At 34.9% G+C, this 25,835-nt stretch carries 14 protein-coding genes; 9 read left to right on the forward strand and 5 right to left on the reverse strand.

Going from position 1 to position 25,835, the window contains the following annotated elements:
* Nucleotides 1-308 precede the first annotated feature (308 nt).
* Nucleotides 309-1,166 (forward strand): hypothetical protein, encoded by an 858-nt coding sequence (locus ACP6PK_RS12805; RefSeq protein WP_426559929.1) that lies wholly within the window; start codon nucleotides 309-311, stop codon nucleotides 1,164-1,166.
* Nucleotides 1,167-2,683: 1,517 nt separating this feature from the next.
* On the opposite strand, the gene ACP6PK_RS12810 is transcribed toward ACP6PK_RS12805, so the two are convergent.
* Nucleotides 2,684-3,181 carry a hypothetical protein gene (locus ACP6PK_RS12810; RefSeq protein ID WP_426559930.1) on the reverse strand — a complete coding sequence of 166 codons (498 nt, stop codon included), beginning with the start codon at nucleotides 3,179-3,181 and terminating at the stop codon, nucleotides 2,684-2,686.
* A 259-nt stretch (nucleotides 3,182-3,440) separates the two neighbouring features.
* Nucleotides 3,441-5,246, reverse strand: a complete 1,806-nt coding sequence (locus ACP6PK_RS12815) for an iron uptake porin (RefSeq protein WP_426559931.1) — start codon at nucleotides 5,244-5,246, stop codon at nucleotides 3,441-3,443.
* Nucleotides 5,247-5,783: 537 nt separating this feature from the next.
* Between ACP6PK_RS12815 and ACP6PK_RS12820 the strand changes: the two genes are divergently transcribed.
* From ACP6PK_RS12820 to ACP6PK_RS12840, 5 genes are all read left to right on the forward strand, one after another.
* On the forward strand, nucleotides 5,784-6,338 hold the full coding sequence (locus ACP6PK_RS12820) for a hypothetical protein (RefSeq protein WP_426559932.1): 555 nt from the start codon (nucleotides 5,784-5,786) through the stop codon (nucleotides 6,336-6,338).
* Between the two features lie 1,634 nt (nucleotides 6,339-7,972).
* On the forward strand, nucleotides 7,973-10,786 hold the full coding sequence (locus tag ACP6PK_RS12825; RefSeq protein WP_426559933.1) for a CHAT domain-containing protein: 2,814 nt from the start codon (nucleotides 7,973-7,975) through the stop codon (nucleotides 10,784-10,786).
* A gap of 236 nt (nucleotides 10,787-11,022) precedes the next feature.
* A complete protein-coding gene (locus ACP6PK_RS12830; protein ID WP_426559934.1) occupies nucleotides 11,023-11,481 on the forward strand; it encodes a hypothetical protein in 459 nt (152 codons plus the stop codon).
* 463 nt (nucleotides 11,482-11,944) lie between these two features.
* Entirely contained in the window at nucleotides 11,945-12,292 is a 348-nt protein-coding gene (locus tag ACP6PK_RS12835) for a DUF4258 domain-containing protein (RefSeq protein WP_246844119.1), read from the forward strand.
* Nucleotides 12,293-12,817: 525 nt separating this feature from the next.
* Nucleotides 12,818-13,000 (forward strand): hypothetical protein, encoded by a 183-nt coding sequence (locus tag ACP6PK_RS12840; protein ID WP_426559935.1) that lies wholly within the window; start codon nucleotides 12,818-12,820, stop codon nucleotides 12,998-13,000.
* Nucleotides 13,001-13,955: 955 nt separating this feature from the next.
* On the opposite strand, the gene mrdA is transcribed toward ACP6PK_RS12840, so the two are convergent.
* The 3 genes from mrdA to ACP6PK_RS12855 all read right to left on the reverse strand — a co-directional run bounded on the left by mrdA (nucleotide 13,956) and on the right by ACP6PK_RS12855 (nucleotide 20,844).
* On the reverse strand, nucleotides 13,956-15,749 hold the full coding sequence (mrdA, locus tag ACP6PK_RS12845; RefSeq protein WP_426559936.1) for a penicillin-binding protein 2: 1,794 nt from the start codon (nucleotides 15,747-15,749) through the stop codon (nucleotides 13,956-13,958).
* A 1,061-nt stretch (nucleotides 15,750-16,810) separates the two neighbouring features.
* A complete protein-coding gene (locus ACP6PK_RS12850; RefSeq protein ID WP_426559937.1) occupies nucleotides 16,811-17,497 on the reverse strand; it encodes an N-acetylmannosamine-6-phosphate 2-epimerase in 687 nt (228 codons plus the stop codon).
* Nucleotides 17,498-18,261: 764 nt separating this feature from the next.
* On the reverse strand, nucleotides 18,262-20,844 hold the full coding sequence (locus ACP6PK_RS12855) for a hybrid sensor histidine kinase/response regulator (RefSeq protein ID WP_426559938.1): 2,583 nt from the start codon (nucleotides 20,842-20,844) through the stop codon (nucleotides 18,262-18,264).
* Nucleotides 20,845-21,000: 156 nt separating this feature from the next.
* Between ACP6PK_RS12855 and ACP6PK_RS12860 the strand changes: the two genes are divergently transcribed.
* The 3 genes from ACP6PK_RS12860 to ACP6PK_RS12870 all read left to right on the forward strand — a co-directional run bounded on the left by ACP6PK_RS12860 (nucleotide 21,001) and on the right by ACP6PK_RS12870 (nucleotide 25,795).
* Complete coding sequence (locus ACP6PK_RS12860) at nucleotides 21,001-21,615, forward strand: CBS domain-containing protein (protein ID WP_426559939.1); 615 nt, start codon at nucleotides 21,001-21,003, stop codon at nucleotides 21,613-21,615.
* A gap of 427 nt (nucleotides 21,616-22,042) precedes the next feature.
* A complete protein-coding gene (locus ACP6PK_RS12865; protein ID WP_426559940.1) occupies nucleotides 22,043-22,933 on the forward strand; it encodes a sulfotransferase family protein in 891 nt (296 codons plus the stop codon).
* Nucleotides 22,934-23,809: 876 nt separating this feature from the next.
* Nucleotides 23,810-25,795 (forward strand): choice-of-anchor Q domain-containing protein, encoded by a 1,986-nt coding sequence (locus ACP6PK_RS12870; protein WP_426559941.1) that lies wholly within the window; start codon nucleotides 23,810-23,812, stop codon nucleotides 25,793-25,795.
* The last annotated feature ends 40 nt before the right edge of the window (nucleotides 25,796-25,835 follow it).

Consider the following 25,835-nt stretch of genomic DNA (forward strand, 5'->3'; position numbering starts at 1 on the left):
TCAATCATTTTTCCTTTTTTTCAACATTTACTCCTTCTTCCCTTTTCCTTCTTCCTTCTGAAATATGCGTCAATTTGCCATAGCTTTATTTGAAGGGAGTGAAGACTCAATCATTTTTCCTTTTTTCAACATTTACTCCTTCTTCCTTTAACTGATAACTGAAATGACCGTAGGGTTTTTTTCACCGATAATTTCATATTTTTATAGCTTTATTTGAAGGGAGTGAAGGCTCAATCATTTTTCCTTTTTTTCAACATTTACTCCTTCTTCCCTTTTCCTTCTTCCCTTTTCCTTCTTCCTTCTGAAATATGCGTCAATCAGTGGCATTGTTAATATTAATGTTAATGATAGTTCTTAGTATTGGTAAAAAAGCTATCACAAACATCAAAACTTCTCAGGTTTCTGAAGAAACTACTCAGATATCTCCAGAAATGTCTCAAGTATCTGAAGAAATTACTCAAATATCTCCAGAAATGTCTCAAGTATCTGAAGAAATTACTCAAATAGTTGAAGAAACTATTCAAGTATCTGAAGAAACTACTCAGGTATCTCCAAAAATTACTCAAATAGTTGAAGAAACTGCTAGTTTATGTCGTCTAGTTAATGACGAAACAGGTCTAACTGTTAACAAAAGACCTACTCCTAATTCTCCTAAAGTTGGCACTGTAGATTTTAATCAACAGGTGAAATTAATTGAAGGTTATCGAAATATTCGCGGACCTGCTGGTCGTACCTGGATAGAAATTACTTCTCCTATTTCGGGATTTGTTTCTAGGGGTTTTCCTGGTAATGAAACTAATTTAATAGAATGTTCTGAAGTTGCCGAAAAGACTTCAGGAGAAACTCCCGCAGAATCTTCTAGTCAAAATACTCCTATTGATAATTTACCGACACAAACATCTCCAACTTCTGAGTCTATATCAGAAATAAATGAAAGTTTATGCCGTGAAATTGACAGTAAAAAAGCACCACGAGGTTTAGCAGTCCGGTCGGATGCTTCTAGACGTTCCGAGTATAGAGGAAAAGTACCTGTTGATGGTCAGCTTATTTTAGTAGAAAATTATCGGTTAATTCCTGATAAAAATGGTGAAAAACGTAAGTGGGTGAAAATTAGTTCTCCTTTGCGGGGGTTCGTTTCTGCTGGTAATTTGGTTGAATGTGAGTAATTGTCATCGTAAAATTTCGGTAAGTTAGAAACCACCGTCTTTTAAGCGGTGGATGGAAACGACTCGACGGATTAAAATCCGTCGTCAAAAAAATGTGTTATAATTAAAAAATAATTTAAAAAGTAGGCTCAATGGTCTTTTGGCCGGAGAGAGTAGTGGCAATTGGCACCGCCAAGTGGACGGCTGCTGTATACGTACGATGGTACGGTACTGGCAATGTGGTTGTTTCGAGCAATGTGGAAATCGTGGTTTTAACCTGATTTACAGCTCCTCAGAAGATTCCACGGGACTTTAGTCCGTGGAGTGTCAAAAAAGTAGGTTGGGTAGAACGAAGTGAAACCCAACTTATATTATTTATCAAAAAGAATGCTATATCTGATTGGGTGGGGGAGTGTGGGAAGTTTAGGGAGTTTAGTGTAGGGACGCCCTTATGCAACGTCGCTACAGAGCAAAATGGATATAGTATCTTGCATTAATCACAACTTAAGCCAAACTAGTATATTAATAGATATATAGCGTGAAAAACTATAACGTTATAGTTTTTCACGCTATATATATAATCTGTTGCCTAAATCCAAATTAAGATTATGTGTTGGGTTTCGCTACCTCAAACCAATCTACGATCAAAGCTCCTTTCGGCTAGCTAATATGGAATTTGTCAACCCAACCCCGACAATTTTTTTCACAAATTCTCCACGAATTCCTATAATATTTTGGTGGTAGGGGCGAAGAGCGTAATTAGGAACATTCCGGAACGGAAATCGCCCCTACAAGGTTTTGGCTATGAGGCGATCGAGACTTAGCCAAAACTACTATATCTAGAGTTAAAAAACTATAACGTTATAGTTTTTCACGCTATATATCTAGTCTGTTGCCTTAGTCCTAATTAATATTATTTGTTGGGTTTCGTTACCTCAACCCAACCGACGACTAAAGCTCCTTTCAGCGAGCTAATATGGAATTTGTCAACCCAAACCCGAAAATTTTTTTCACAAATTCTCCAGGAATTCCTATACTATTTTAGTAGTAGGGGCGAAGAGCGAATCGCCCCTACAAGGTTTTGGTTATGAGGCAATGGAGACTTAGCCAAAACTACTATATCTAGAGTTCAAAAACTATAACGTTATAGTTTTTCACGCTATATATCTAGTCTGGTGTCTAAATGCTAATTAAGATTATGTGTTTGGTTTCGTTACCTCAACCCAACCTACGACTAAAGCTCCTTTCGGTCAGCTAATATGGGATTTGTCAACCCAACCCCGACAATTTTTTTCACAAATTCTGTACTAATTCCTATAATATTTTGCTAGTAGGGGCGATTCACAAATCGCCTCTACAGGGTTTTGGTTGTGAGGCGATTGGAACTTACCCAAAGCTACAATATATAGAGTTCAAAAACTATAACGTTATAGTTTTTCACGCTATATATCTAGTCTGGTGTCTAAATGCTAATTAAGATTATGTGTTGGGTTTCGTTACCTCAAACCAACCTACAAATACTATCTAAAGATCAACTATTATCTCGATGGTAAATTTTGGAAAATACCTCTACCTCCTCCATTTATAGGTGTAGGTGAGATACGACCACCTCCTCCAGCACTAGGTTGAGAACCTCCTCTCATCCCTCCACCATTATCAAGTCCACGACTAGGGTCAGCAAATTCTGAGTTTGACACATTGGGGGACATAGTAAAATCTGAACCAGGTACAGTTCCTCCACCCATTGGGTCTCCTGTGCCACCTAGAGCATCATTTAAAAAAGTATTAGAAAAGCCACTGAAGGCATTATCAGCATCTAATCTTCTTTCTTCCTCAAAAAAAGGTACCTTAATTTTCCGTTCAGCAGGTTTGCTATTATCTTCTTCTTGAGCATTAGCAGTAGATATTAAGTTAAGGAAGAAGAAAGAAGGAAGAAGTAAGAAGAAAGGCAGGACTAGAATTTTTAACAGAGATAGACGGATGATTAATTTTAGTTGTTCTAAATTTTCTTTTTGTCGGTAATTTTTTTCTAGCATTATTAACTCCTAAAAACGGTTTTTAGTTGCACTTCAACGCCCCAAATATCTTTATTCATAAATAATGGGGTTGAGAGCTATACTACGAGGATTAATTTTTTTAGTTTGTAGTTGGGCTTCAACGCCCCAAATATCTTTATTCATAAATAATGGGGTTAGAGCTATACTACGAGGATTAATTTTTTTTAGGTTTGTAGTTGCGCTTCAGCGCCAAATATCTTTATTAAAAATGGGGCTAGAGCTATACTACGAGCATTGTTTAAAAACGGAAAGTTGTCCGTAAAACTCCAATGACAATTGTTTCATTATCTTCATTATGTTCTGGATTTGTTAGTACAAAAAATCCAGGAGTAATTGTGATATTATCGCTCAATTTATATCTGTAAAAAGTTTCAATGTGATAGGAGGTATCCTCATCTTCTTGAATACCATTATCTCCATCTACTAATTTTAAAGGTTTACCAAATAATACGGCAAATAAATCTCCTTCCCGACCAAAAGGGTCAGACATCCCCACAGAAAATAAATAAGTATTAGAAGTGGCATGAGCATCAGAATTAATATAATTTGTAAATACCCATCCTCCCCAAGCAGCTAGAGTTATTTTTTGCCAAACTCGCCATTGCACTGTACCACCGACGGCGTTAATATTGGCAGGTCTGCTTAAACCTCCAGAAGTATCAGCATTTAAACTACCTGTAAATGTATCAAGAAAACCATCTTCTGAATAAGCATTTATATAAGTAACACCAGTTAAGACATTATCAAACGGTACAGTTAAAAATTGGACTCCTGTAGCACTGTGACCCGCATCAGTAATACCACCTTGTCCAGTAGGGCCATTACCAGGATTTTCACTATCCCGCGTACCGTAGGCAACTTGTAAACGTACTTTGTCGGTAAGCAACCAGTCAAAACCTAAACCGGAGTCTAGTCTACCTATTTTAAATAGGGGACTGGAGTCGGTAAACCGAGAAATGGAACCACGACCCGCATCAAAATAAGGGGAGTTAGCTGTCAGGATGCTATTTAAGCTAAAGTTGACAGGTCGGAATGTGAAAACTACGCGATCGCCAAAAGCTGGAAAACGATATTCTAACTTAAATATTTGAAAATCATCATCTGTGTCTGTTTGGTAAGAGAGGATAGCCATATCTGTATTAAATGACTGCTGACCTGCAAAACTCAAATCTCTAAAGTTTGCCGAACCTAACTCTACTCGCAAGCGGTCTTTTCCTGTAAAAGTTGTGGCGGTTTGCAGTCGGACTAGATAATTAAAAATTGTATTTTCGTCCCCGCCTCCACGTCCACGAGCATTTTCTACATCTTCTCCACCAAAACCGTTGGCTAAACCAAATATTACTTCTCCACCAAATATAGTAGTTGTACCATTAAATCTATTGAATTCTAGTTCGGCAGTCCGAGCTTCTAGGGCATCCATTCGTCCACGGAGCGCTGCTAACTCTGGGGCAAATTCTTCGACTAAACGTTGAACTTTGGCCATATCCTCGCGAGTGGCTAAATCTGTTGTGGATATTTCAATTAGTTCTGTCATTCTGTCTAAGCAAGCGTTTAACCCGGCCGCAAATTCGAGGCGGTTCATGGCACGGTTGCCTCTATAGGTGCCATCTGGATATCCTGCTATACAGCCGTAACGTTCTACTAATGATTGTAATGCTTGAAATGCCCAGTCAGTAGGTTGGATATCTGATAGTTGGGATACGGAGTTTACTTGCTCTAGTACGGAGAGGTCGTCGTATTCATCTAATGCTTGTGCTAGTTCTAGAGGTTTTGCTTGAACTTTTGTAAAGACCGATTTGGGGTAAGTTAGTCCTTGTGATATTGGTGGTGATAGTAGATGGGGAAGGGATTTATTTTGTGGTTCAAATTCTGTGGAGTTGATCTGTGTTAATCCGGTTGCGGATTTTGCTAATGTTACAGGAATTGATAAAATAAATACTGAACTTAAAGTTAATAAAAGTTTACCATTCACTTGATTAGTCCTCACATCAACAGTATATTTACTTAACTTGTGTACCTCTTGCTTATACTTAGAGGTCAACATATAATAAGGTAAGATGGTAGTATAAGCAATTTCAATTAGTTAGTTCTACGGAAAAAGTTTGGGAAATCTGTGTATTTGCCAAAATACTTAAAGGAGACCTAATAGCAAAGATGAGTTGGTTCACAATTAATTAGATTTAGATGAGGATTAGAGACTGTTTATCAACAAAACTTTAAGCCCTTGCTGTAGTGGCGTGACACACCTAAAATGTTGCAATAGTAGGGGTGGGTTTTCCCGTTAAATTAATGAGTTTTCACCTAAAATTAGATAAACCCGCCCCCAATTATGTAACGCATCATTTTAGCTTTGTCGGTCTAGTAGGGTAGGTTAGGCGGGGATATAACTGTAATTTTTCGTGGTTTAAGATACGCCGTAACCCAGCAAATAGCAAAATTTTTCCCTTAAGATTTACTTGATAAATACTTTCTTAGTATTGAGTGTTAATTCATTTATATTCAGTATTAAGTATAAATAAGTATAAAGTTATGAGGTAATTATTAATTGTTAATTGTTAATTATTGAAGGAGGTATTAATTTATGGGTTATTGGGTTAAATGTCTAGGGGTTATTACTACTGCTTTAGTTTTGAGTTTCCCCACTATTGAAGAATTAGCTCAAGGAGGAAAATTAAAAAATTCTCCTGCATTTGCACAGGATATTTCTTATAGTCAATCTAACAGTCAATCTAAAATAGATAGGTTATTGAAAGAGGGAGCAGCATATTATCAAGACTGGGAATTTGAAAAAGCATTAGAAAAGTTTCAGCAAGTATTAAAAATGCGGCGAGAAATGGGAGACTTAGACGCAGAAGCTCGCGCTCTTTTCTATGTAGGGGTAATTTACAATAAGCTAGGTGAAGGAGAGAAAGTTTTGGATTCCTATTGGGAAGTTATGGGAGCAGCTGAGGAAGCAAGTAGTCAAGAAGAATTTGAAAAGATTACTAAATACTTATGTAGGAGTAGCGGAGGACAAAAATTCTTAACGAGTGAAGAGAAAGTTAATACTATTAAATATTGCGAGGGAATAATAACAATTGAAGAAGATTCTGGTAGTGTAACTCTTTTATTTGATGAAGATGAAAAAGAAGAATAATTTTCTATCAGAAAAAATAGTTTTAATTGTAAGTTTAGTTGAGGAAACTTTAGCACAGCGACTTTGTTGAGTTTCACTATCGTTATATAAAAAAAAGAGGTTCAAAGCCTTCCCTTTTAAGGGGATGAAAGATAAAAGTTAATTATTTCAAGCCTCTAGGTTTCCGTTTGTCATGCTGCACAAAAAGCCAGAGGTTACTGTTTCGCTGCGCGACATGAAAAGCGTTTGCGTAGCATTCCGTTTGCGTAGCATTCCGCAGGAAAGGAAAGCTCCTCCGTAGGAGGCTAACTGAGAACTAATAACTGTTTCGCTGCGCGACATGTTTGCGGAGCATTCCCTATACGAAAAAACGCAGTTACGACCATAGGAGGCTAACTGAGAACTGAAATTACCCAACCTAAATTAGTGCTGTTTATCTGAATAATTAACCCAAATTTACGCCAAGACTTTGTTGAGTTTAACTATCGTTCTACCCAAAATAAAGATGTTCAAAGCCTCCCCTTTCTAATGGGGATGAAAAAATAAAAGTTGATTATTTCAAGCCTCTAGGTTTCCGTTTGTCATGCTGCGCAAATAGCCAGAGGTTACTGAGAACTGAGAGCTGAAATTACCTAACCTAAATTAATGCTAAAATAATTTTTTTTTCTTTTTTATCGATAAATAAAAAAACTTTATAGGTTGATTTTTCGGTAAGCTTTAGCATATAGTATTTTCAAATGAGATGTAAATCTAGATTCAGTCTTTTCCTAGTCAAAAAATCCTGTCTTGAGTATCCATTAAACCTTGTCTAAAGCTACTATTCTATTTAATGCTGTTTTCCCTTCTTTACCCAATAATTAATAATTAAATAATTAAATAATTCAGGTTGAAAGCCTCCCCAATAAAGAGGAATAAAGTAGTCCTTTGCGGAGCATTCCGTAGGATGGGATGAATGGGTTACCTAAGTATATCCAATCTCCTCTCAAGAAATAAATTTTTTCCTTTTAGTCAATCCTCTTCCTTTTAGCCAGAGGTAATTATCAATTATCAATTATCCATTATCCATTAATAAATATTCCCTATTCCCTGTTCCTTAAAATTGAATCTTTTCCTAGTCAAAAAAATCTGTCTTGAGTATCCATTAAACCTTGTCTAAAGCTACTATTCTATTTAATGCTGTTTTCCCTTCTTTACCCAATAATTAATAATTAAATAATTAAATAATTCAGGTTGAAAGCCTCCCCAATAAAGAGGAATAAAGTAGTCCTTTGCGGAGCATTCCGTAGGATGGGATGAATGGGTTACCTAAGTATATCCAATTTCCTCTCAAGAAATAAATTTTTTCCTTTTAGTCAGTCCTCTTCCTTTTAGGGCTATGCTTTATAAATATCTTTCTTAACATAAAGTTTGACAAAAGATATAAGTCATGTGTAAGTCTAGGAATGGCTTTTTCAGGAGAAAATTGTATTGAATTAGACACTTTATTGAGGACTGTAGACAAAATTCTTACTCCCTCCTCTTCCCCCTCTCCCCACCCTCCCCACCCTCCTACAAGGGTTTCAAGAGTTCCTGATAAGGGATAGCTTTTAGGGAGAAGTAATTATCAATTATCCATTATCAATTAATAAATATTCCCTATTCCCTATTCCTTAAAAATGTCTAAACTTAGTAAAAAAAGGAGATTAATAAAAAGACTCATAAAATTATTCCTAATCTGTTGCCTAACTTTAACCTTTTACCTCTGCTATGAAACAGTATTTACTCAAATATTAAATGCTTACCAACCTCAACAGCAACTCACCTCTGAAATTCCCCAAGAAACTCAAGCAGAAGAACTCTACAAACAGGGCGATAGTCTATACAAAGATAGTCAATATCAGAAAGCTTTAGAAAAATATCAACAAGCATTAAAAATCTACCAATTAATATATAGAGTCTCAGAAAATGCTAATCAATCTCTCTCCCTAAAAATTGGTAAAACACTTCATAGTATTGGAGCAGTTTATAACAAACTTGCTAATTATCCTCAAGCATTAGAATATTATCAGCAAGCAGTAAAATTTCGTCGCCAAATTAATGACAAAAAAGGCATTGGTAGTAGCTTAAATAGTATTGGAGCAGTTTATTTTTACCAGGGAAACTATAATCAAGCTTTAGATTACTTGCAGCAAGCTTTAGAAATTCGTCAGGAATTAGGAGATTTAGTTAGAGTTGGGAGAACTCAGAATAATATAGCAGCAATTTATAAAAATCAAGCCAAATATTCCCAAGCATTAGAATATTATCAGGAAGCTTTACAGACATTTAAAGAATTAAAAAATTTGCAAGGTGAAGCAGCAGTTATTAACAATATTGGTTTGATTTATCAGGAGTTAGGTCAATATGAAAAATCGTTGGAGTGGTATCAACAAGCTTTAGCAATTCACCGACAAAATGGAAATAAAAAAGGTGAAGCAGATACCTTAAATAATATAGGTCTGACTTATAAACTACAAAAAAAATATGACCAAGCATTAACATATTATCAAAAAGCTTTAACAGTTAGACAGCAAATAGATTACAAACCAGGAATAGGAAATAGTCTGAATAATATCGGCTTAGTTTATGACCAAAAAAGTCAACATCAAACAGCACTAGAATATTTACAGCAAGCATTAACAATTTTTCAGGAAATAGGGAATAAAACAGAAATAGGCAGAACTCTAGATAGTTTAGGAACAGTTTATAAAAATCTCCAAAAATATACTCAAGCAGAAGACCATTATCGTCAAGCTTTAACTATTCAAATAAACATCGGCGATCGCGGCAGTGAAAGAATAACTTTAAGCAATATAGGAGATTTATTAGTTGCCCAAAAACAACCAGAATTAGCAATTATTTTCTATAAACGTTCTGTAAATCTCACAGAAGCAATTCGTCAAGATTTACAAGTGCTTTCCTTAGAACAAAAACAGTCTTATGCAGAAAAAATCGCCGATACTTACCGCCGTTTAGCTGACTTATTATTAGAGAACAATCGAGTAATAGAAGCTCAAAAAATATTAGATTTACTGAAGGTTCAAGAATTAGATAATTATCTTAAAAATGTAGAAGGCAATAAACAAACTGCTTTAGGAATTGAATTATTACCCCAAGAAAAAGAAATTTTAGATAAATATAATGCTATTCAAAATCAAGCAGCTCAGGTAAATGAAGAACTGACAAAGTTAGAAAATATTTTACCAGTCGATCGGTCTATTGCTCAAGAACAAAAGATTACTAAATTAGAAGCACAAAAGCAGGAAATTCAAGCAGAATTCAACAACTTTATTGCTAATAAAGAGATAATCAAAATATTACAACAGCTTCAGGAAAAAACAAGGGGAGAAAGTATAGATATTACTAATCTAAGTAAATTACAAAATATTCTCAAAATCAAGCAAAATGCTGTTCTGCTTTATCCCTTAATTTTAGAAGATCGGATAGAAATGATATTAATCAAAAGCAATGGTTTACCAATTCATCGGTCAGTTCCGATTAGTAAAATAGAATTAAAAAATGCAATTTTTGACTTTAGGGCAGCTCTAACATCTCCAAGAAGAAGAATTAGCGATTTGGCAGTAAAAAAAACAGGTAAACTATTATATGAATGGTTAATCAAACCATGGGAAATAGAACTATTATCAGATAAAACAAAAACTATTATTTATGCTCCTGATGGATTATTACGTTATATTCCTTTAGCAGCTTTATACGATGGAGAAAAATGGCTGATAGAAAAATTTAATATCAATAATATTACTGCTGCAAGTCTAACTAATTTCAACAGTAAACCTTTAGATAAACTTCGAGTATTAGCAGCAGCTTTTAGTGAAGGAAACTATCAGTTTATGGTTGGTTCAAGAGAATTTCAATTATCAGGATTACAATTTGCTGGACAAGAGATAGAAACTTTAGCCAAAATCATTCCTAATACTATGAAATTGTTCAATCAAGCATTTAGTTGGGATGAAATTATTTCACGGGTTGATAAATACAATATTCTCCATTTTGCCACCCATGCAGATTTTGTGAGTGGACACCCAGAAGATTCATTTATTTTATTTGGTGATGGGAGTCGTTTAACTCTCGGGGAAATTACCAATTTATCATTACCAAATATTAACTTAGCAGTTTTGAGTGCTTGTCGAACTGGAGTAGGAAGTATTTTGAACGATGGTTCAGAAATTTTAGGGTTGGGTTATCAGATGCAACGAGCAGGGGTAAAAGCATCTATAGCTACTTTATGGCAAGTTGACGATCGCGGAACCCAACTACTGATGGTTGATTTTTATCGAGCATTAAAAAAAGGGAATATTACCAAAGCAAAGGCGTTACGAAAAGCACAGTTAGCTTTAATAACTGGAAATGTTAACGGTGAAATAGACGCGAACAATTTTAGACATCCTTATTATTGGGCACCGTTTATTTTAATTGGTGATGGGTTGTAGGAGTTATATCATGTCCGGATGATTAGGTATAAATAAAATATTTGGCGATCGAGAGGATATATTTTAATTTTTCCCCTACTCCTCTACTCCCCTACTCCCCTACTATCTTAAATTATAAGCGTTCAATCGGACATGGTATTATAGCTGAAGTCAGAAGGCGCGAAGTTATACCAATTCACTTTAAAGATGTCATAAATAGTCTCAAACTTTAGATGTGAAATAATTTCCTGAAATTAGTGTGGAATCAAAGTTTTGAGTCTATGAAATCTTACAGCGCTCTTCAGGTTAATGAACCACATCTTGATAATCAAAGCCCCCCCACTATCGAAACATATTGGGATAAAATTTTACCTTTCTTAGAAAACATTCACGAAATTAAACTTGTAGAAGGCCACATTTTCCATTATTATGAAGGTTACTCCGGCAGGGTGGACTTTGTTGCCAGTTTCTACAATATCCCGTGCGTCATAGAATTTATAGTAGTTTTCATGTTTTTTAGAGTACAGAGATTTGGGTTAAAAGGAAGAAGGCTCATATTATCTAGGAGAGAAGGAAGAAGTAATGCAAGTCATGAAGTGAAAACCGCTATAAATCTGCTAATCAAATCAAACCTCTTACTGACGAACCGTTACAACTGGCAGCTTATTTTGGGGCAATTAATCGTCAATATGGCCTCAAACTCAACAACGCTTTAGTCATAGTTACTACTCCCCAAGAAGCTAACGTCACTTGGTTTGAACCAGATGAAGTTATGAAATATTGGCACAAGTTGCAACAACGAGTGGCCTATTTTTGGCAACTACAGGATGTAGCATGATTTAAGACTTTTGTATGCTTTTGCCATCTTTGTTAAGCTGGATTTAATAGTCTAAGTATTTCTGAAGAAAATAAAATTAATCCTTTTGCCCATTCAAGGATAAAAAAGTCTATTTATTCTGTCTGTGGGTTTTATCGGGATTTATTTTTCACCCTTCTGAAAATTTATTTAGAACATTATCAGGAACAGTTATCTCTGCCCCCAGAGATTTTAATAAGCTGTTCCATCTATTGTTTTTTTGCAGAAAAATTAGTCTATTTCTGGACTCAAATTAGATTCAATTATGGTTAAATTTTTGCTTGTGATTTTCTTAGTAAATTTACTGAACAAGGATAATGAATATGAACCACCAACTCAGTCTAGTGCTTCAAAATGACCTAAATATTGAAAAATTAGGTTCTATTTCCGCAGTACATAATCCTAAAGATACTAATCATTTAGAACGGCGACAACAACAACGTGCTATTAGTTTATCCATGATTAAAGTTGCTATAGTTTATGGAAGTAGACAATTTAGTTATGGAGCTGTGACTTATACTTTGACGGATAAAAATTTACGCAGAACTCCTTATAGCAGGTTTATAGATGTACTGCGGGGATTGCGAGTTGTCTGTGTTAATGGGTTGCCAAATCCTAAAATTATGACTGCTTATTGGCATAATAAAACTAAGCGGAAAGTTCACAGATAGTCATCTATAACTGTAATTTATTGAGTAAAAAATTGGGAAAGTTTGATAATTTGGTAAAACTCGCTTAAATGGTGTTGGTTAAAAATATTTGGAAAAATACAAATTCTACTATGCACCACTTTTGCGAGTGCCATATTACCATAATATTTTACTTGTAATACTAAATTTAATTTATCTATAAATACTGAAACAAGATATTAGGACTGAGAAAAAAACACTCAAACATAATATAAAGAAAAATATATACTCTACTAAAATTTATTTTATGTGATAAATAGACTTCTGTAATAATTAATCTCAAACCGTTAAACTACCTGAGAAAAAACTTACTTTTTGGAGATACAGCACTTCTCGCTGCTATGAGCTACACATTTAGCTGGCAAGATTCCCTCACCACAAAAATTTGACTATTCTGCCTTGTACATAATTTGTCTGAAATCTGCTGTATCTAATCAAAAACTGCATAACCTTTTAGCTCTTAGAAATACCTTAACAGCAATAATCATAAACAGGAGGAAATTGAAGTTGGTGTTACCTTTGCTGCTACCAATTGGAGAGCCTATTCTTTTATCTGATGGTTCTACCATTATTTTTAATTCAGAAGGTTTTGAAAGATTTTTTCCTGACAGCCAACTACCAATTAGCGGTTTATTCACTCCTTTGCAGCAAAATGCAATTGGTGTTTTAGGTTCTACAGTTAACCAGTGAAGACTTTATTTCTATTTAGTACATCAGGAAATTGAAGTAGGGGAGTGGGGCAGTGTAGGGACGTTTTGCTGGCGCACAACTTTCCTGACGGAATGCTCCGCAAACGTTAACGCTGCGCGACATGGAAAGCGAAGCATTCCGGAACGGAAAACGCATTTTTGCCTGTGCAACGTCCGTACGGGAGAAGTAAAAACAACAATAATTAATGCTAAATTTACTCAAACTAACAAAAAAGTAATTAAACTAAGGTAATTACTTAATCACTGAACTTTTACCCAAGTATAGCATTAATGCATGGGAATTGGTATAATATCATCTTAGGTTGAATAGTTACAATTAGAAGCTCTCGTAGAATTGCTCTAGCCCTAAGTATAGATATTTAATGGGCTAGAGCAATTCTACAAACAAAAATTTTTTTATCACTAATTACCCGGACATGATATAATTAGGGTTTACTGATTAAATCTAACAGTATTGATAGATAAAGGCTTTAGCCTTTTTAAGTCTTGAAAAAGTACCTGCTTTTGAGCTGCTTCATGCACGGTTCCCGAAAAATCAAAAAGTTAAGATTTTGGGTTGACTATAAGCAGAAAAATCAAAGGATAATTCTTCCTCCTGCCTCCTCGCTCATTCCCCATTCCTCCTGATTCCTGACTCCTGACTCCTACTCCTACAACTTATACCATTTCTCAAAAACTTTTCTACATTTTGTTGAGTAGGGGAGTAGGGGAGTAGGGGAGTGGGGGAGAAGCAAACATAAGAATAATTAACATTAAACTAGCTGAAATTAGTAAAAAAATGATTCTGCGCCCTGCTAATTAGTTAATAACTGAAGTATCGCCCAAGTATAGCAATAATGCATGGTAATTGGTATTATACTTTTTCAGGAAACCCTAAATATACTCTGTGTGGTGAATGTAGGGGCGAATTACCATTCGCCCTTACTTCAGCTATACTATTTTCCTTGATTACCAAAATAGGTATCAAAAATTGCTTTGGCAATGGGTGCTGCTCCTACCGAACCGTAACCACCTTCTTCAACTGCAACCGCTACAGCAATTTCAGGATTATAAGCAGGTGCAAAACCGATATACATGGCATTATCAGCTTGCCCCGGAAGTTCCACTGTACCAGTCTTACCCCCAGATAATGGAATAGTACCATCATTTAACCGCCTACCAGTACCCTTTCTAACTACATCAATTAATCCCTCTCGTACCGTATTAATAGTAGAAGGTTTTAACCCAGTCTTGATTGATTTAGTAGTAACAGTATTAGTTTGAGAAGCCAATAAATGAGGCTGCACTCGATACCCTCCATTAGCGATCGTACTTACCATCACTGAAGATTCGAGAGGTGTAACCAATACTAAACCTTGACCAATTCCCATAGTCACAGTATCAGCAATATGCCAACCTTCTCCATATATTTCCTCTTTTTCCTTGGGAGTCGGAATTTGACCATGATTACCATTTAATCCGAGTAACTTTAAGTCAATACTGCCACCAATACCTAACTCTCGTCCCCACTTAGAAATTTGTTCAGGACCAATTTTCACAGCCGATTTATAGTAAAATGTATTACTACTGTAAGCTAAAGCATCCCGAAAACCAATTAGTCCATAACCACCACTATGTTCATTAAAGGTGATACCACCAATAGTCACAGAATTGGCAGTTGCAATTTTGGAGTTAGGAGAATATTTGCCAGACTGGAGTGCTGCCACAGAAGTAACAGCTTTGAATGTACTTCCTGGGGGATAACCTTGAAGAGCGCGATTCAGAAATGGTTTACTTGCACCTTGGAGACGTTGCCATTTTTCCTTTGTTACTTTGCCTGCAAATATACTGGGGTTAAATGTTGGTCCGCTTGCCATTGCTAAGACTTCCCCTGTTTTAGGGTTAATGGCAACTGCAGCACCCCGGCGATTTCCCAGTGCTTTTTCTGCTGCTTTTTGGAGGTCGAGATCGATGGTTAATGTTACTGGTTTGCCTGAGGTGGGGTTTTCTACTCCCAACTCTTGAATTTCGTTACCTTTAGCATCAACTTCAATCAAACGATTACCCCAAACTCCTTCCAATGCAGAATTTGCTGAACGTTCGATTCCCATTTTTCCTACGATCATTCCCATTGGATATTTGGGGTTAGCGATTAATTCTTCTTTAGTTGCTTCACCAGTATATCCAAGCAAATGAGCTGCTAAACTGCCATTAGGATAGTGACGAATGTTTTCGGTACGAACTTCTACCCCTCTTGTTTCACTAGCTTTTTCTGCTAATGCTACGAAAGTAGAGCGATCTATATTTGAGGTAATTCTGACTGGTAAGGGCGAATTATAGCCAGTTGCCTCTAACTTGTTGATAATATCAGTAGCTGGAATATCTAAAATTAGACTAAGTTCGGTTGCTAACTCCGACCATTTTGTGGGGGTGTATTCTTGAGGCCATAAATATACAGAGCGAGAGAGACGGTTACTTGCTAATATTCTGCCTTTGCGATCGTAAATTGTGCCACGACTTGCTGCTACTGGCATTAGGCGAATGCGGTTGTTGTCTGCACGTTCCCGGTTATATTCTCCCTGAAATAATTGTAATTGCACTATACGATAAGCATTGATGCCAATAAAGTTGGTAATGACTAGCATCATTATGAATGCTTGCACCAACCGATGACGTTTCGAGCTAGTTTGTTGCCCAGAGGTTCTGGCAACAGGGGAAAATTTAGAATATAAACCAAAATCTTGAGCCATTGTTACTGCATGAGTATTTTATCTTTCTTTTTTTTTGCACCCTGCTTTTTCTCTTCTTTGCACCCTGCTTTTCCTCCGGAAGATTAACCATTTTTTATGTTGTAAATTACCAATTATTTAATTATATATTTTTTGCTTATAGTTCGTAGTATAGCTTACGACATTTTTACATTAACTAAAACTGAATAGTTACTAAAGATTAAAAAAAAACTTTTTATCAGAGCAACTTTTACAGAAAATAAAATCTCTTAAACTATAATCCAATCATCAGAACGAGAGTTAAAAAATAATGTGACAAATAAGCTTGATTGAAAATGGCTTTATTTTAATGTTTTTTTTGACTAAAAATAGAGTATTAAGACAAAAAAATTCCAAATTTTATTTCTCCGAACTCAGTCCGATTAACTCCTGACTCCTAAGCAGTAGCCTAACTATTTGTAGTGGACCGAAACACCTTAAATGGTACATTAGAAAATGGGGGATGGGGTGATTACGAAAAAATCTAGGTAGTCCTGCATTGTAATGGTGAAGATATATATTTTTTAATTTGGGCTTAGTGATTAAATATCAAAGCATTTTATAGATAAAGTTTTTAGCCTTTTTAGGTCTTGAAAAAGTACCTAGTTTTCAGTTATTTATGCACGGTTCCCGAAAAATCAAAAATTTAGCATTTTTGGCAAGATTTGAGTAAAAAAATTACTCCCTACTCCCCCGCTCCACTACTCCTTAAAAAAAGACTTTTTCAGCAAACCCTAATTTATTCTCACGCTCCCGCACTCCCCACACTTCTCACACTCTCTCTACCATTACTATGCACCACCACCAAAATCTAATGCACAGTTTTGGCTATGTCAGTCTAGTAGTAAAAACTTACTATTAGTTTCTCTTGCTACAACTGCAACCAAATAGTAGAAAATTAATTGTTTTGAAGAATATTTGATAAATTCAAATACTTAAAGCTATAGCACTATATATTTTAGTGACTGCCTACATTAGTATCAGCTAAATATAATTTATTTGCCTAAGTATTGTTTATGTAAAAATGGATATAAATATACTTTTTAAGAGGTTATCTCGATGTTGTAGGCTTTAACTTTACTATCAATTCCTGTAATGTCAGTTCCCACAACAACAGCATAAGCTCCTAAATTCATAGCTTTTTTTGCCATTGTTGGAGAAGCAATACCTCCTTCACAAATTGATGGTATTGCTAAATTTTCTACCATCTGTTTTAATAGTTCAAAACCAGGAGGAAATTCTGTTTTTGTTTCCTCAGTATAACCATACAGAGTAGTCCCAACAAAATCCGCACCTTTTGTTGCTGCTAGTTGTGCTGCTTCTATAGTATCTACATCCGCCATTACAGCTTTTCCTAATTCTTGATGAATTTGGGTAATTAATGTAGCTAAAGTTTCTCCCCCAGGACGTTCTCTGAGAGTAGCATCAATAGCAATAATATCTGCTCCAGCTTCGGCGATCGCTACTGCATCGGAAAAACGAGGGGTAATATAAACTTCACATCCTGGTATTTGTTGCTTCCACAAACCAATAATGGGCTGAGTAATTCTCTGTCGCACTGCCCGAATATGGGATGGAGTATCTATTCTAACTCCTACTGCACCTTGATTTATAGATGCTTGTGCCATTGCAGCAATAACTTCTGGATGATGTAAAGGGGAGTCAGTGGGAGCTTGACAAGAAACTATTAAACCTTTTGGTAATAGTAAATTAGGATTTTTATTAGTCATAATTATGGATAATGGATAATGGATAATTGATAATTGATAATTGATAATTGATAATGGATATATAGCAATCCTAAATTGGTCGTAACAAGTTTTATAATAGTTAAAAAGAGCTGAAAAGCTTCAAAATTCTGACTCCTGACTCCTAACTACTCCCAAAATACCACAACCGATCAGAGGATTGCTATATAGATAATTAATAATGGATAATTACCTCTGGTTAAAACCGTTCTTGGTTCTTGATTGAATATAAAGAAATATTATTTCTTTTTTCCCCTATGGGGATAGACTTTTAACCTGAATTATTTAATCGACCTAGACGTGAAAAAGATATAGATTTTTTGGAGGAGTAGGGAACAGGGAACAGGAAACATGGAACGGGGAACAGGCGAGATATTTTAACAAAAAAGGCATGAAAAAGGATTTTTCATGGTGACTTTTCTTTCTTTAGCCGATCTAACTCAAAGGTTTATTTATTTTCCGGAGATGTGTAATGAATAATTATTAATTATTCATTATTCGGTAAAATTAAGTGACACAATCATTTTTCCTGTTTTTTTTCGTGAAAATATATTTCCTGTTTCCTACTAGATGCAAAAAGTATATATCTTTTTCACGCCTATTTCTATTAGTTACTAAGTAACCATTTCCGTACCGGAATGCTCCGCCAACGGGTATTAGCTGTCAGCTCTGAGCAATAAAACTTTGCCCTTAAGAATAATGTTTATTTGATCGCCCGTCAAAAGCAATAGTTGACGGCTGAATGCTTACGTTATTAATGCTATCATTTTACTTAATAAATATTCGAGATTAATTGGTTTGGTTAAACATTCATCCACACCAGCAGTATAATAATATTCCCAATTTATTTCTGTATTAACAGTAGTTAATGCCAAAATTTTAATATTTTTAGTGCTGTTTGTTGTGGATAACTGCTGAATAATATCTACACCATCAATTCCTGGTAACTGCATATCTAAAATTACAGCAACAGGCTGCAATAAAATAATTTGTTCTACTGCAGTAGAGCCTTCTATTATCCATACAACTTTTAATCCTGCTGCTGTCAAAATATCACAAATTATTGTGGCAATTTCTTCTTCTTGTTCAATCAATACTACCGTACCTTGTAAGGATAAAATATTGGATGCACTTTCTCCTTTTTGTTTGAGTTTTTCATTTGCTAATTTGAGTGGTTTTGCTGGTAGTTTAACTGTAAAAGTAGAGCCGATATTTACAGTAGATTCTACTTCAATAATTCCACTATGAAGTTCAACTAATTGCTTTGTCAAAGCTAGACCTAAACCAGTACCACCTTGTTGACGATTATAAGGAGAATCTAATTGTTGAAATTTCTTAAATAATAGTGGTTTTTGCTCTTCAGAAATTCCCATACCAGTATCTTCTACTTGAAAAACTGCTGTATTTCGATCTCTCATCACTTTCAGTCTAACATTTCCCCCACGAGGAGTAAATTTAATTGCATTGCTGAGAAGATTGAATAGAATTTGTTTAACTCTCCTTTGGTCAGCCGTAAATCTATCTAAATCTGGATTTACATTCTGTTCAAAAATTAGTTTTACTTCACTTTCTTCAGCTTTTTCTCTAAAATTTTGCCAAAGTTCATAGCTAAGTTTAGATAAAGAGAATTCACTAATTTTTAAGACTGTTTTACCTGCTTCTACTTGAGATAAATCTAGAATATCATTGATTAATTCCAGTAGATGTTCACCACTATCATGGATTGTTTGTAAATAGGTTCTTTGCTTTTCTATTGGCATAATTTTTGCTCCCCTATTACCATAAGACCACTGCAAAAGAGTTGAAGAAATACCAATAACACAGGTAAGAGGAGTGCGTAATTCATGGCTCATTGTCGCTAAAAATTCACTCTTAGCACGATTAGCTGATTCGGCACTTTGAAGTGCATCATAAAGGTCTTGGGTTCGTTCAACTACGCGTTTTTCTAAAGTTTGTTTTTGCTTTTGCAATTCTGCATATAATTGAGCTTGATAAATAGCGATCGCTAGATGTTCTGCAATTTCTTTGAGAAATCTCTTTTCATTGTTTTGCCAATCTCGCTCAGAACTTTGATGGGCAATTAATAATCCCCACAATTTTTCATCAACTATAATTGGTACTACTAATTTTGCTTTGATTTGATGTTGTCGCATCACTTCTAGTAAACAAGGAAATTTACTATAAGCTATTTCGACATCAGCTATGGCATGAACAGAGCTTTTACTATATTTAACTATAGATCTATTAGGAGGAAAAAAGCAGTTTTCTGCCTCACTAAAACCTAATACAGAAGAAATTTTATCTGATACTAAAGCTTCATATTTCACTGAGCCTCTTTCTTGATTTACTCCTGTAATATTATTTGTTAACAATAAAGAATCATTGAATTGATAAATCAATAATCTGTCTACTTGTAAGAATTTTCTCACCTGTTCCACCGCAGTTGATAAAATTTCTGGTAATTCTAAAGTTTGGCGAATTTGAGTTGTGACTTGATTCAGGAGTTTCTCTTGTTCTATTTGTTGGTGTAGAGCTGTCTCAATAGGTTTACATACTAATGGATAATCTTGATTATTCAACACTGAATCTGATGATGGTAATTGATTATTTTGTAGGAAATTAGTTTTTGTTATTAATTCAGTATTAGGAGTAGATATGCCATGAAGATTAACTGTTGAATCATTTATTGATAGTAAATTTGATAGGTCAGGATAATTCTTTTTTTGCTTGTTTTTTTGAGAATTTTTTAGCTGTAAAACGGAGTCTATATTTTCCCTAGAAGTCAATAGTTTGAGTAATTTTAAAGTGAATTCGCTCTGGAGATTAGGATTATTCACTTTTAGGTTATTTATTCTAGATTTAAGTTGAGATATAATTATTGATTGACTTTGATCTTTCTCTAGTCGATTAATAATTTGGTATACAAAAACTTGAATTGCTTTTGGGTCAAAAGTTAAACCCACATTAAATTGTAAATTTTCCACATTTCCCCTTTTCAAGGGAAAGCTAAAAGAGTTAGATTGGAAATTATAATTTTGTTGTTGTTGTTCTCTTTTCTGGGTTTGATTGTTTGATAACTCCTTAACTACTTTGCCCCACAAAAGTCCATTAAACTCCTTGGAAATAACTACTGTAAACTTTACCCCTGGAAACATAAGGTATTGAGTGGTGGCAAATATATCTTCTGTAATGACTATGCTTTCTAGACCTTGAGATGTCTGTTGTAATAGCTGACTTAATAGCTCAAGTGTATTCAAAGGCAAAGTTAAGCTTGGTTTTGCAGGTGGAAAACTGGGCATTTCCCTGCTTGTTTTGTATGAAATGGCCATAATACTATTCCGGAGCAGGATAGGACAAAGAGTATTGTTTGTGCAATCATCAAACACGGATTAGATTTTAGATTTTTGCATCTAACCGTAAATTAATCCAACCTAACATATCCTCATAAAATATTGTTCATACAGCTTATTTCTAGATTAATTTCAATGATTAACCTAACCCAGCTTACACTCAATTCTACTATCGGAAACTTGCCTTCCCACGATTTCCAAGTTAATTCTGCTACTTTAGGACAGATAGTAGCTGAAAAATTTAGACTAAAACCAGAATTACCCGGAGTTATTATTACTCAAAGTACACAAATGTTGGGTATGATTTCCCAAATCAGATTCCTAGAATATATGAAATTACCTGAAAAGAAAAAAGTTTATTATAGATGTCCTGTCCGTGAATTGTTAGATTTTCTCAACACTCCTCCTCTAGTTCTTTCTGAAAATTTTCAAATTAATGCAGCAGCTATCACTGCACTAAATAGACCAAAAGAGTATGTTTATGAACCTATAATTATAGTCTTATCTAATGGCAGCTTGAGATTGATAGATTTACATGATTTACTATTAGCACAATCAGAAATTGTACTAAACTTAGATAAAAAGCTGCAAGAGGAAACGGAGAAATCTGAATCAGAAACCCCAGAATTGTATCCAGAAGAAAATGACGATGATGAACCTACTGGTTTTCTCTTAGAGTCAAAACCCCTGATCAAAAAAATTGAAAATAAACTCAAACAGCAAAAAAATCAATCAAACAAGCAACTATAAAAAATAGTTCATTTATAGCTTATAATTTATTTTTTCTGACATATTTTTTTCAATTAACTATCAAAAATACCTGAAATTAACCAATAGTTATAAATTGCCAAGATGTAACCTGTATCTAAAATCTGTCAAAAATCCCAAAATACATTAAAACTCTGAATTTATGATGGTGGTTTCTAATTCCAAGATATTTTATTGACAACCAAATTCAGAACTAAAGTATTTACATTAATCTATAAATACAGTAAACTCAAATTAGGGTATAACTAAATATGAAGAGCTGCTAGGTTATTGGAATATGTGGAATATCCCTCTTATAAATTACAACTTAAGCATAATAAGTCAACTATTCCTGAAACTAAAAATTACTGGCCTAATAGCTTCAATCATAAATATTATATCTGAATCAATTAAACTTAGGAGAAAGATAATGAAGTTACCAACTTTTTTAGTCGTAGGTATAGAGAAAGCAGGAACTACATCAATTTATCAATATTTAAACCAACATCCCCAAGTTTATATGAGTCCTGTCAAAGAAACAAACTTTTTAGAGAGAGATTGGGAAAATTTTCAAGGGAAACCAAATCCAAAAAGAATTGATACTTGGGAAAAATACTGCAACCTTTTTAACAATGTCCAAGAGGAAATTGCTATTGGTGAAGTATCTCCTAATTATCTTTTTCATTATAAATCTTCATCTGAAAGGATTATTAAATATGTTCCTGATGTTAAAATGATAGCTATCCTCAGAAATCCAGTAGATAGAGCTTATTCTGACTATCTAATGCACCTTCGTGATTCAATAAATGTAGAAAAAGTTCGTTCTTTAACTGAACAAGTTGAATTTCGTGCTGATACTTCTTTTACTCTTAAAAAAGGATTGTACTATACTCCAGTCAAGTATTATTTTGATACTTTTGGCAAAGAAAGAGTAAAAATTTATCTCTATAATGACTTGTCTGAAGATTCATCGACAATGATGCAGGATATGTATCAATTTATTGGGGTAGATAGTAACTTTATTCCAGATACTTCTAAGCGTCAACAAGTTGCTGTAGTTCCTAAAAACCAATCTATAAATAATTTAATTAAAACTAAAAATCCTCTAAGATCAGCAGTTTCATCTGTTTTAAAAGTGGTGATGCCTCTGGAAATGCGACAAAAATTACGCTCTGGTTTAATTAATTTAAATTCAGGAGGTAAAGAACTAAAACCTCTTACTTCAGAAGAGCGTCAACTATTAACTGACTTCTACCGTGAAGATATTTTCAAGCTACAAGATTTGATTCAAAGAGACCTTTCATCTTGGTTAGCAGTTTAAATATTACATTATAGAGATTAGGAATTAGGGAGTAGGGAAGATGTGTTGGAAGATAGGGTAGAAACCAAAAATATTTACCCTGTTAATTGTACGATATTAATAACCAAATCTGCTGTAATAGATAGAATGGTATGAATATAGGAAATTACTCATTAATTTCCTATATTAAAACTCTTGATAAATTATAGTTTTACATTTGATTTTTTTCTCTCAGTTATTGTAAGCATTCAGCAATGTGGATAATTTCCTTCCCCATTTTAGAATTTACAGTTTAAGCTTCTTATTCAGAATTAATATTTATAATCAGCAATTAAAATTTAAGTATTCCGAAAATAATAAGGATAAGAATATGATAACTCTTCAGTAACTCTGTTGTTTGTGATCTAATACTTATTATTACTTCGTTACCACTACCAAATTTCAATAGATAATCAACCGTGTTTTGCCAAACTTAAATATTAATTTTTCCTCACAATAAGCATAATTACTAATATTAATACAACAAAAATATACTTTGATACGATAGAAAACTTGATGTCACAATTTTTCTGATTTAATTACTATGAAGATGGTAATAGTGGTTTAGGAGGAGCAATACTTTTAGCAAATAATTCCCACATTACTAATATTACTAACACAACTATTGCTAATAATTATGCTGGATTTCAAGGTGGAGGTTTCTGGGGCGGTAACTCAAATACTACTTGAAAAAATACTATTGTTGCCTATAATGAAGCTAACAATGGTGGTAATGATTGGAATATTAATCATCACACAGGAACTCAGTTTAGTGATGGTGGTGGAAATATTCAGTCTAATGAACTTAATCCTAATGATACGAAAGTAACAGCAGGAGTAATACTTACTGACCCTTTATTGGCAGATTTGCAAGAAGTAAATAATATTTTCATACATCCTCTATTAAAAAATAGTCCTGCTATTGATGCAGGAGTTAATGCTGATGCACCGACTACAGATCAGTTAGGTAATACTCGTCCTGTTGATGGCGATAATAATGGGAGTGAAATTACTGATGTTGGTGCTGTTGAGTTTATTACTGCATCTTCAGACCCTGAAACTGGAGATAACGATAACAACATTTTAACAGTAACCAATAATAATGATAGTGGTATTGGTTCCTTAAGACAAGCGATCGCCCATGCCAACCCAGGAGACACAATTGAATTTGACTCCAGTTTAGCTAATCAAACTATTACCCTAACTTCTGGTCAATTAGAAATAGATAAAGACCTAACTATTGATGGTGAAAATGCTCAAAGTTTAACTATTAGTGGCAAGAATGCCCATCGAGTTTTAGAGACAGGTAATCGAAAAAATATTACTATCAGAAATCTGACAATTGCCAATGGCAGAACCAACCAATCAGGGGAAGCAGGAAATGGAGCAGGAATTAAAACTGGTTTTGAAAGCACGCTAACTGTAGAAAACAGCACCTTTGAAAATAACGTAACCTCTGGAGAAGGAGGCGGTGCTATTTGGGTAGAGAATAGCAGTAATACGACAATTATTAACAGTAAGTTTGACAACAACGATGCTACTGCTGGAAGAAGCGAAAGAGGCGGCGGTGCAATTTCTACAAATGGTCTTGCTGTTCTGACAATTCAAAATAGTGAGTTTACAAATAACAAAGGAATTAACGGCGGTGCCCTCAATACTCCTTCAACAGCTTTGACGGTAGAAAATTCAACATTTACCAATAACAACACCAGTGCAGGCATTGACTTCTCTAGAGGACTTGGAGGCGCAATATATACCGATGGAGTTTCTGCCAGTTCCGTTGGCGAAAACGGCACAATCGCAATTCGTGATACCCTGTTTGAAGGAAATACAGGTGCAGGTGCAGGCGGGGCTACATTTTTGTATATTTACCAAGGTAATAATGTAATCATTGAAAATACAACTGTTATCAACAATTCAGTCATCACATCCACTATAGATGGTGTCAACATGGCTCATGGTGGAGGAATACGAATCGGCACTGGCCAAAGTTCGGCAAACAGCGGTCAGGGAAATTTTACAATCAGCAATACTACTTTCGCCGGAAATACAGCAGAAAGTCAGGGTGGTGGATTGTGGATTGACGCCAACTCAGACTTAACCAGAGCTGAGGTTGTTAACAGTACCTTTTCCGAGAACAGAACAGAAAGTCCAGATGGTACAACGGGTTTGGGAGGTGCAATCTTTACCTACTCACCTACGACAATTACCAACACGACAATTACTAACAATTATGCAGCAAATATTTCAGGTGCGATTCACACTAGAGAGACTGTAGCTCCTGATATTGAAGTGAGAAATACGATTTTTGACCGCAACACGGCTGGTAATGTATATGGCATTAGCCAACAAACACACTATCAACTGACTGACAGGGGAGGTAACTTGCAATTTCCTGCAGTAGATAAGGAAGACCAATTAGTGACGGCGAATATGGCAATTGGTGATCCTCAGTTGGCAGAGTTGCAAGAAGTTGATGGTTTCTTGGTTCATCCTTTGTCAGATGGTAGTGCTGCTATTGATAAAGGAACTAATACTGATGTACCTACTACAGATCAGTTAGGCAATACTCGCTCTGTTGATGGCGATAATAATGGTAGTAGCATTACAGATATTGGTGCTGTTGAATTTGTTGCTGCATCTCCAGACCCTGAACCTGGAAATAATCTACCTACAAATATTCAATTAGATAATAATTCTATTGCAGAAAATAGTAATAATGGAACAGTGGTAGGTACTCTAACTACAACTGACTCTGATGTTGATGATACTCACACTTATACATTATTAAATGATGGGGATGGTCGTTTTGTTGTGGATGGAGACCGAATATCGGGACTTTAGTGAAAAAATAGTAAAAAAAAGGGTATAATATATATCTGAT

It is taken from the genome of Dapis hubbardiae BLCC-M172, assembly GCF_050016015.1.
Lineage (GTDB): Bacteria > Cyanobacteriota > Cyanobacteriia > Cyanobacteriales > Microcoleaceae > Trichodesmium.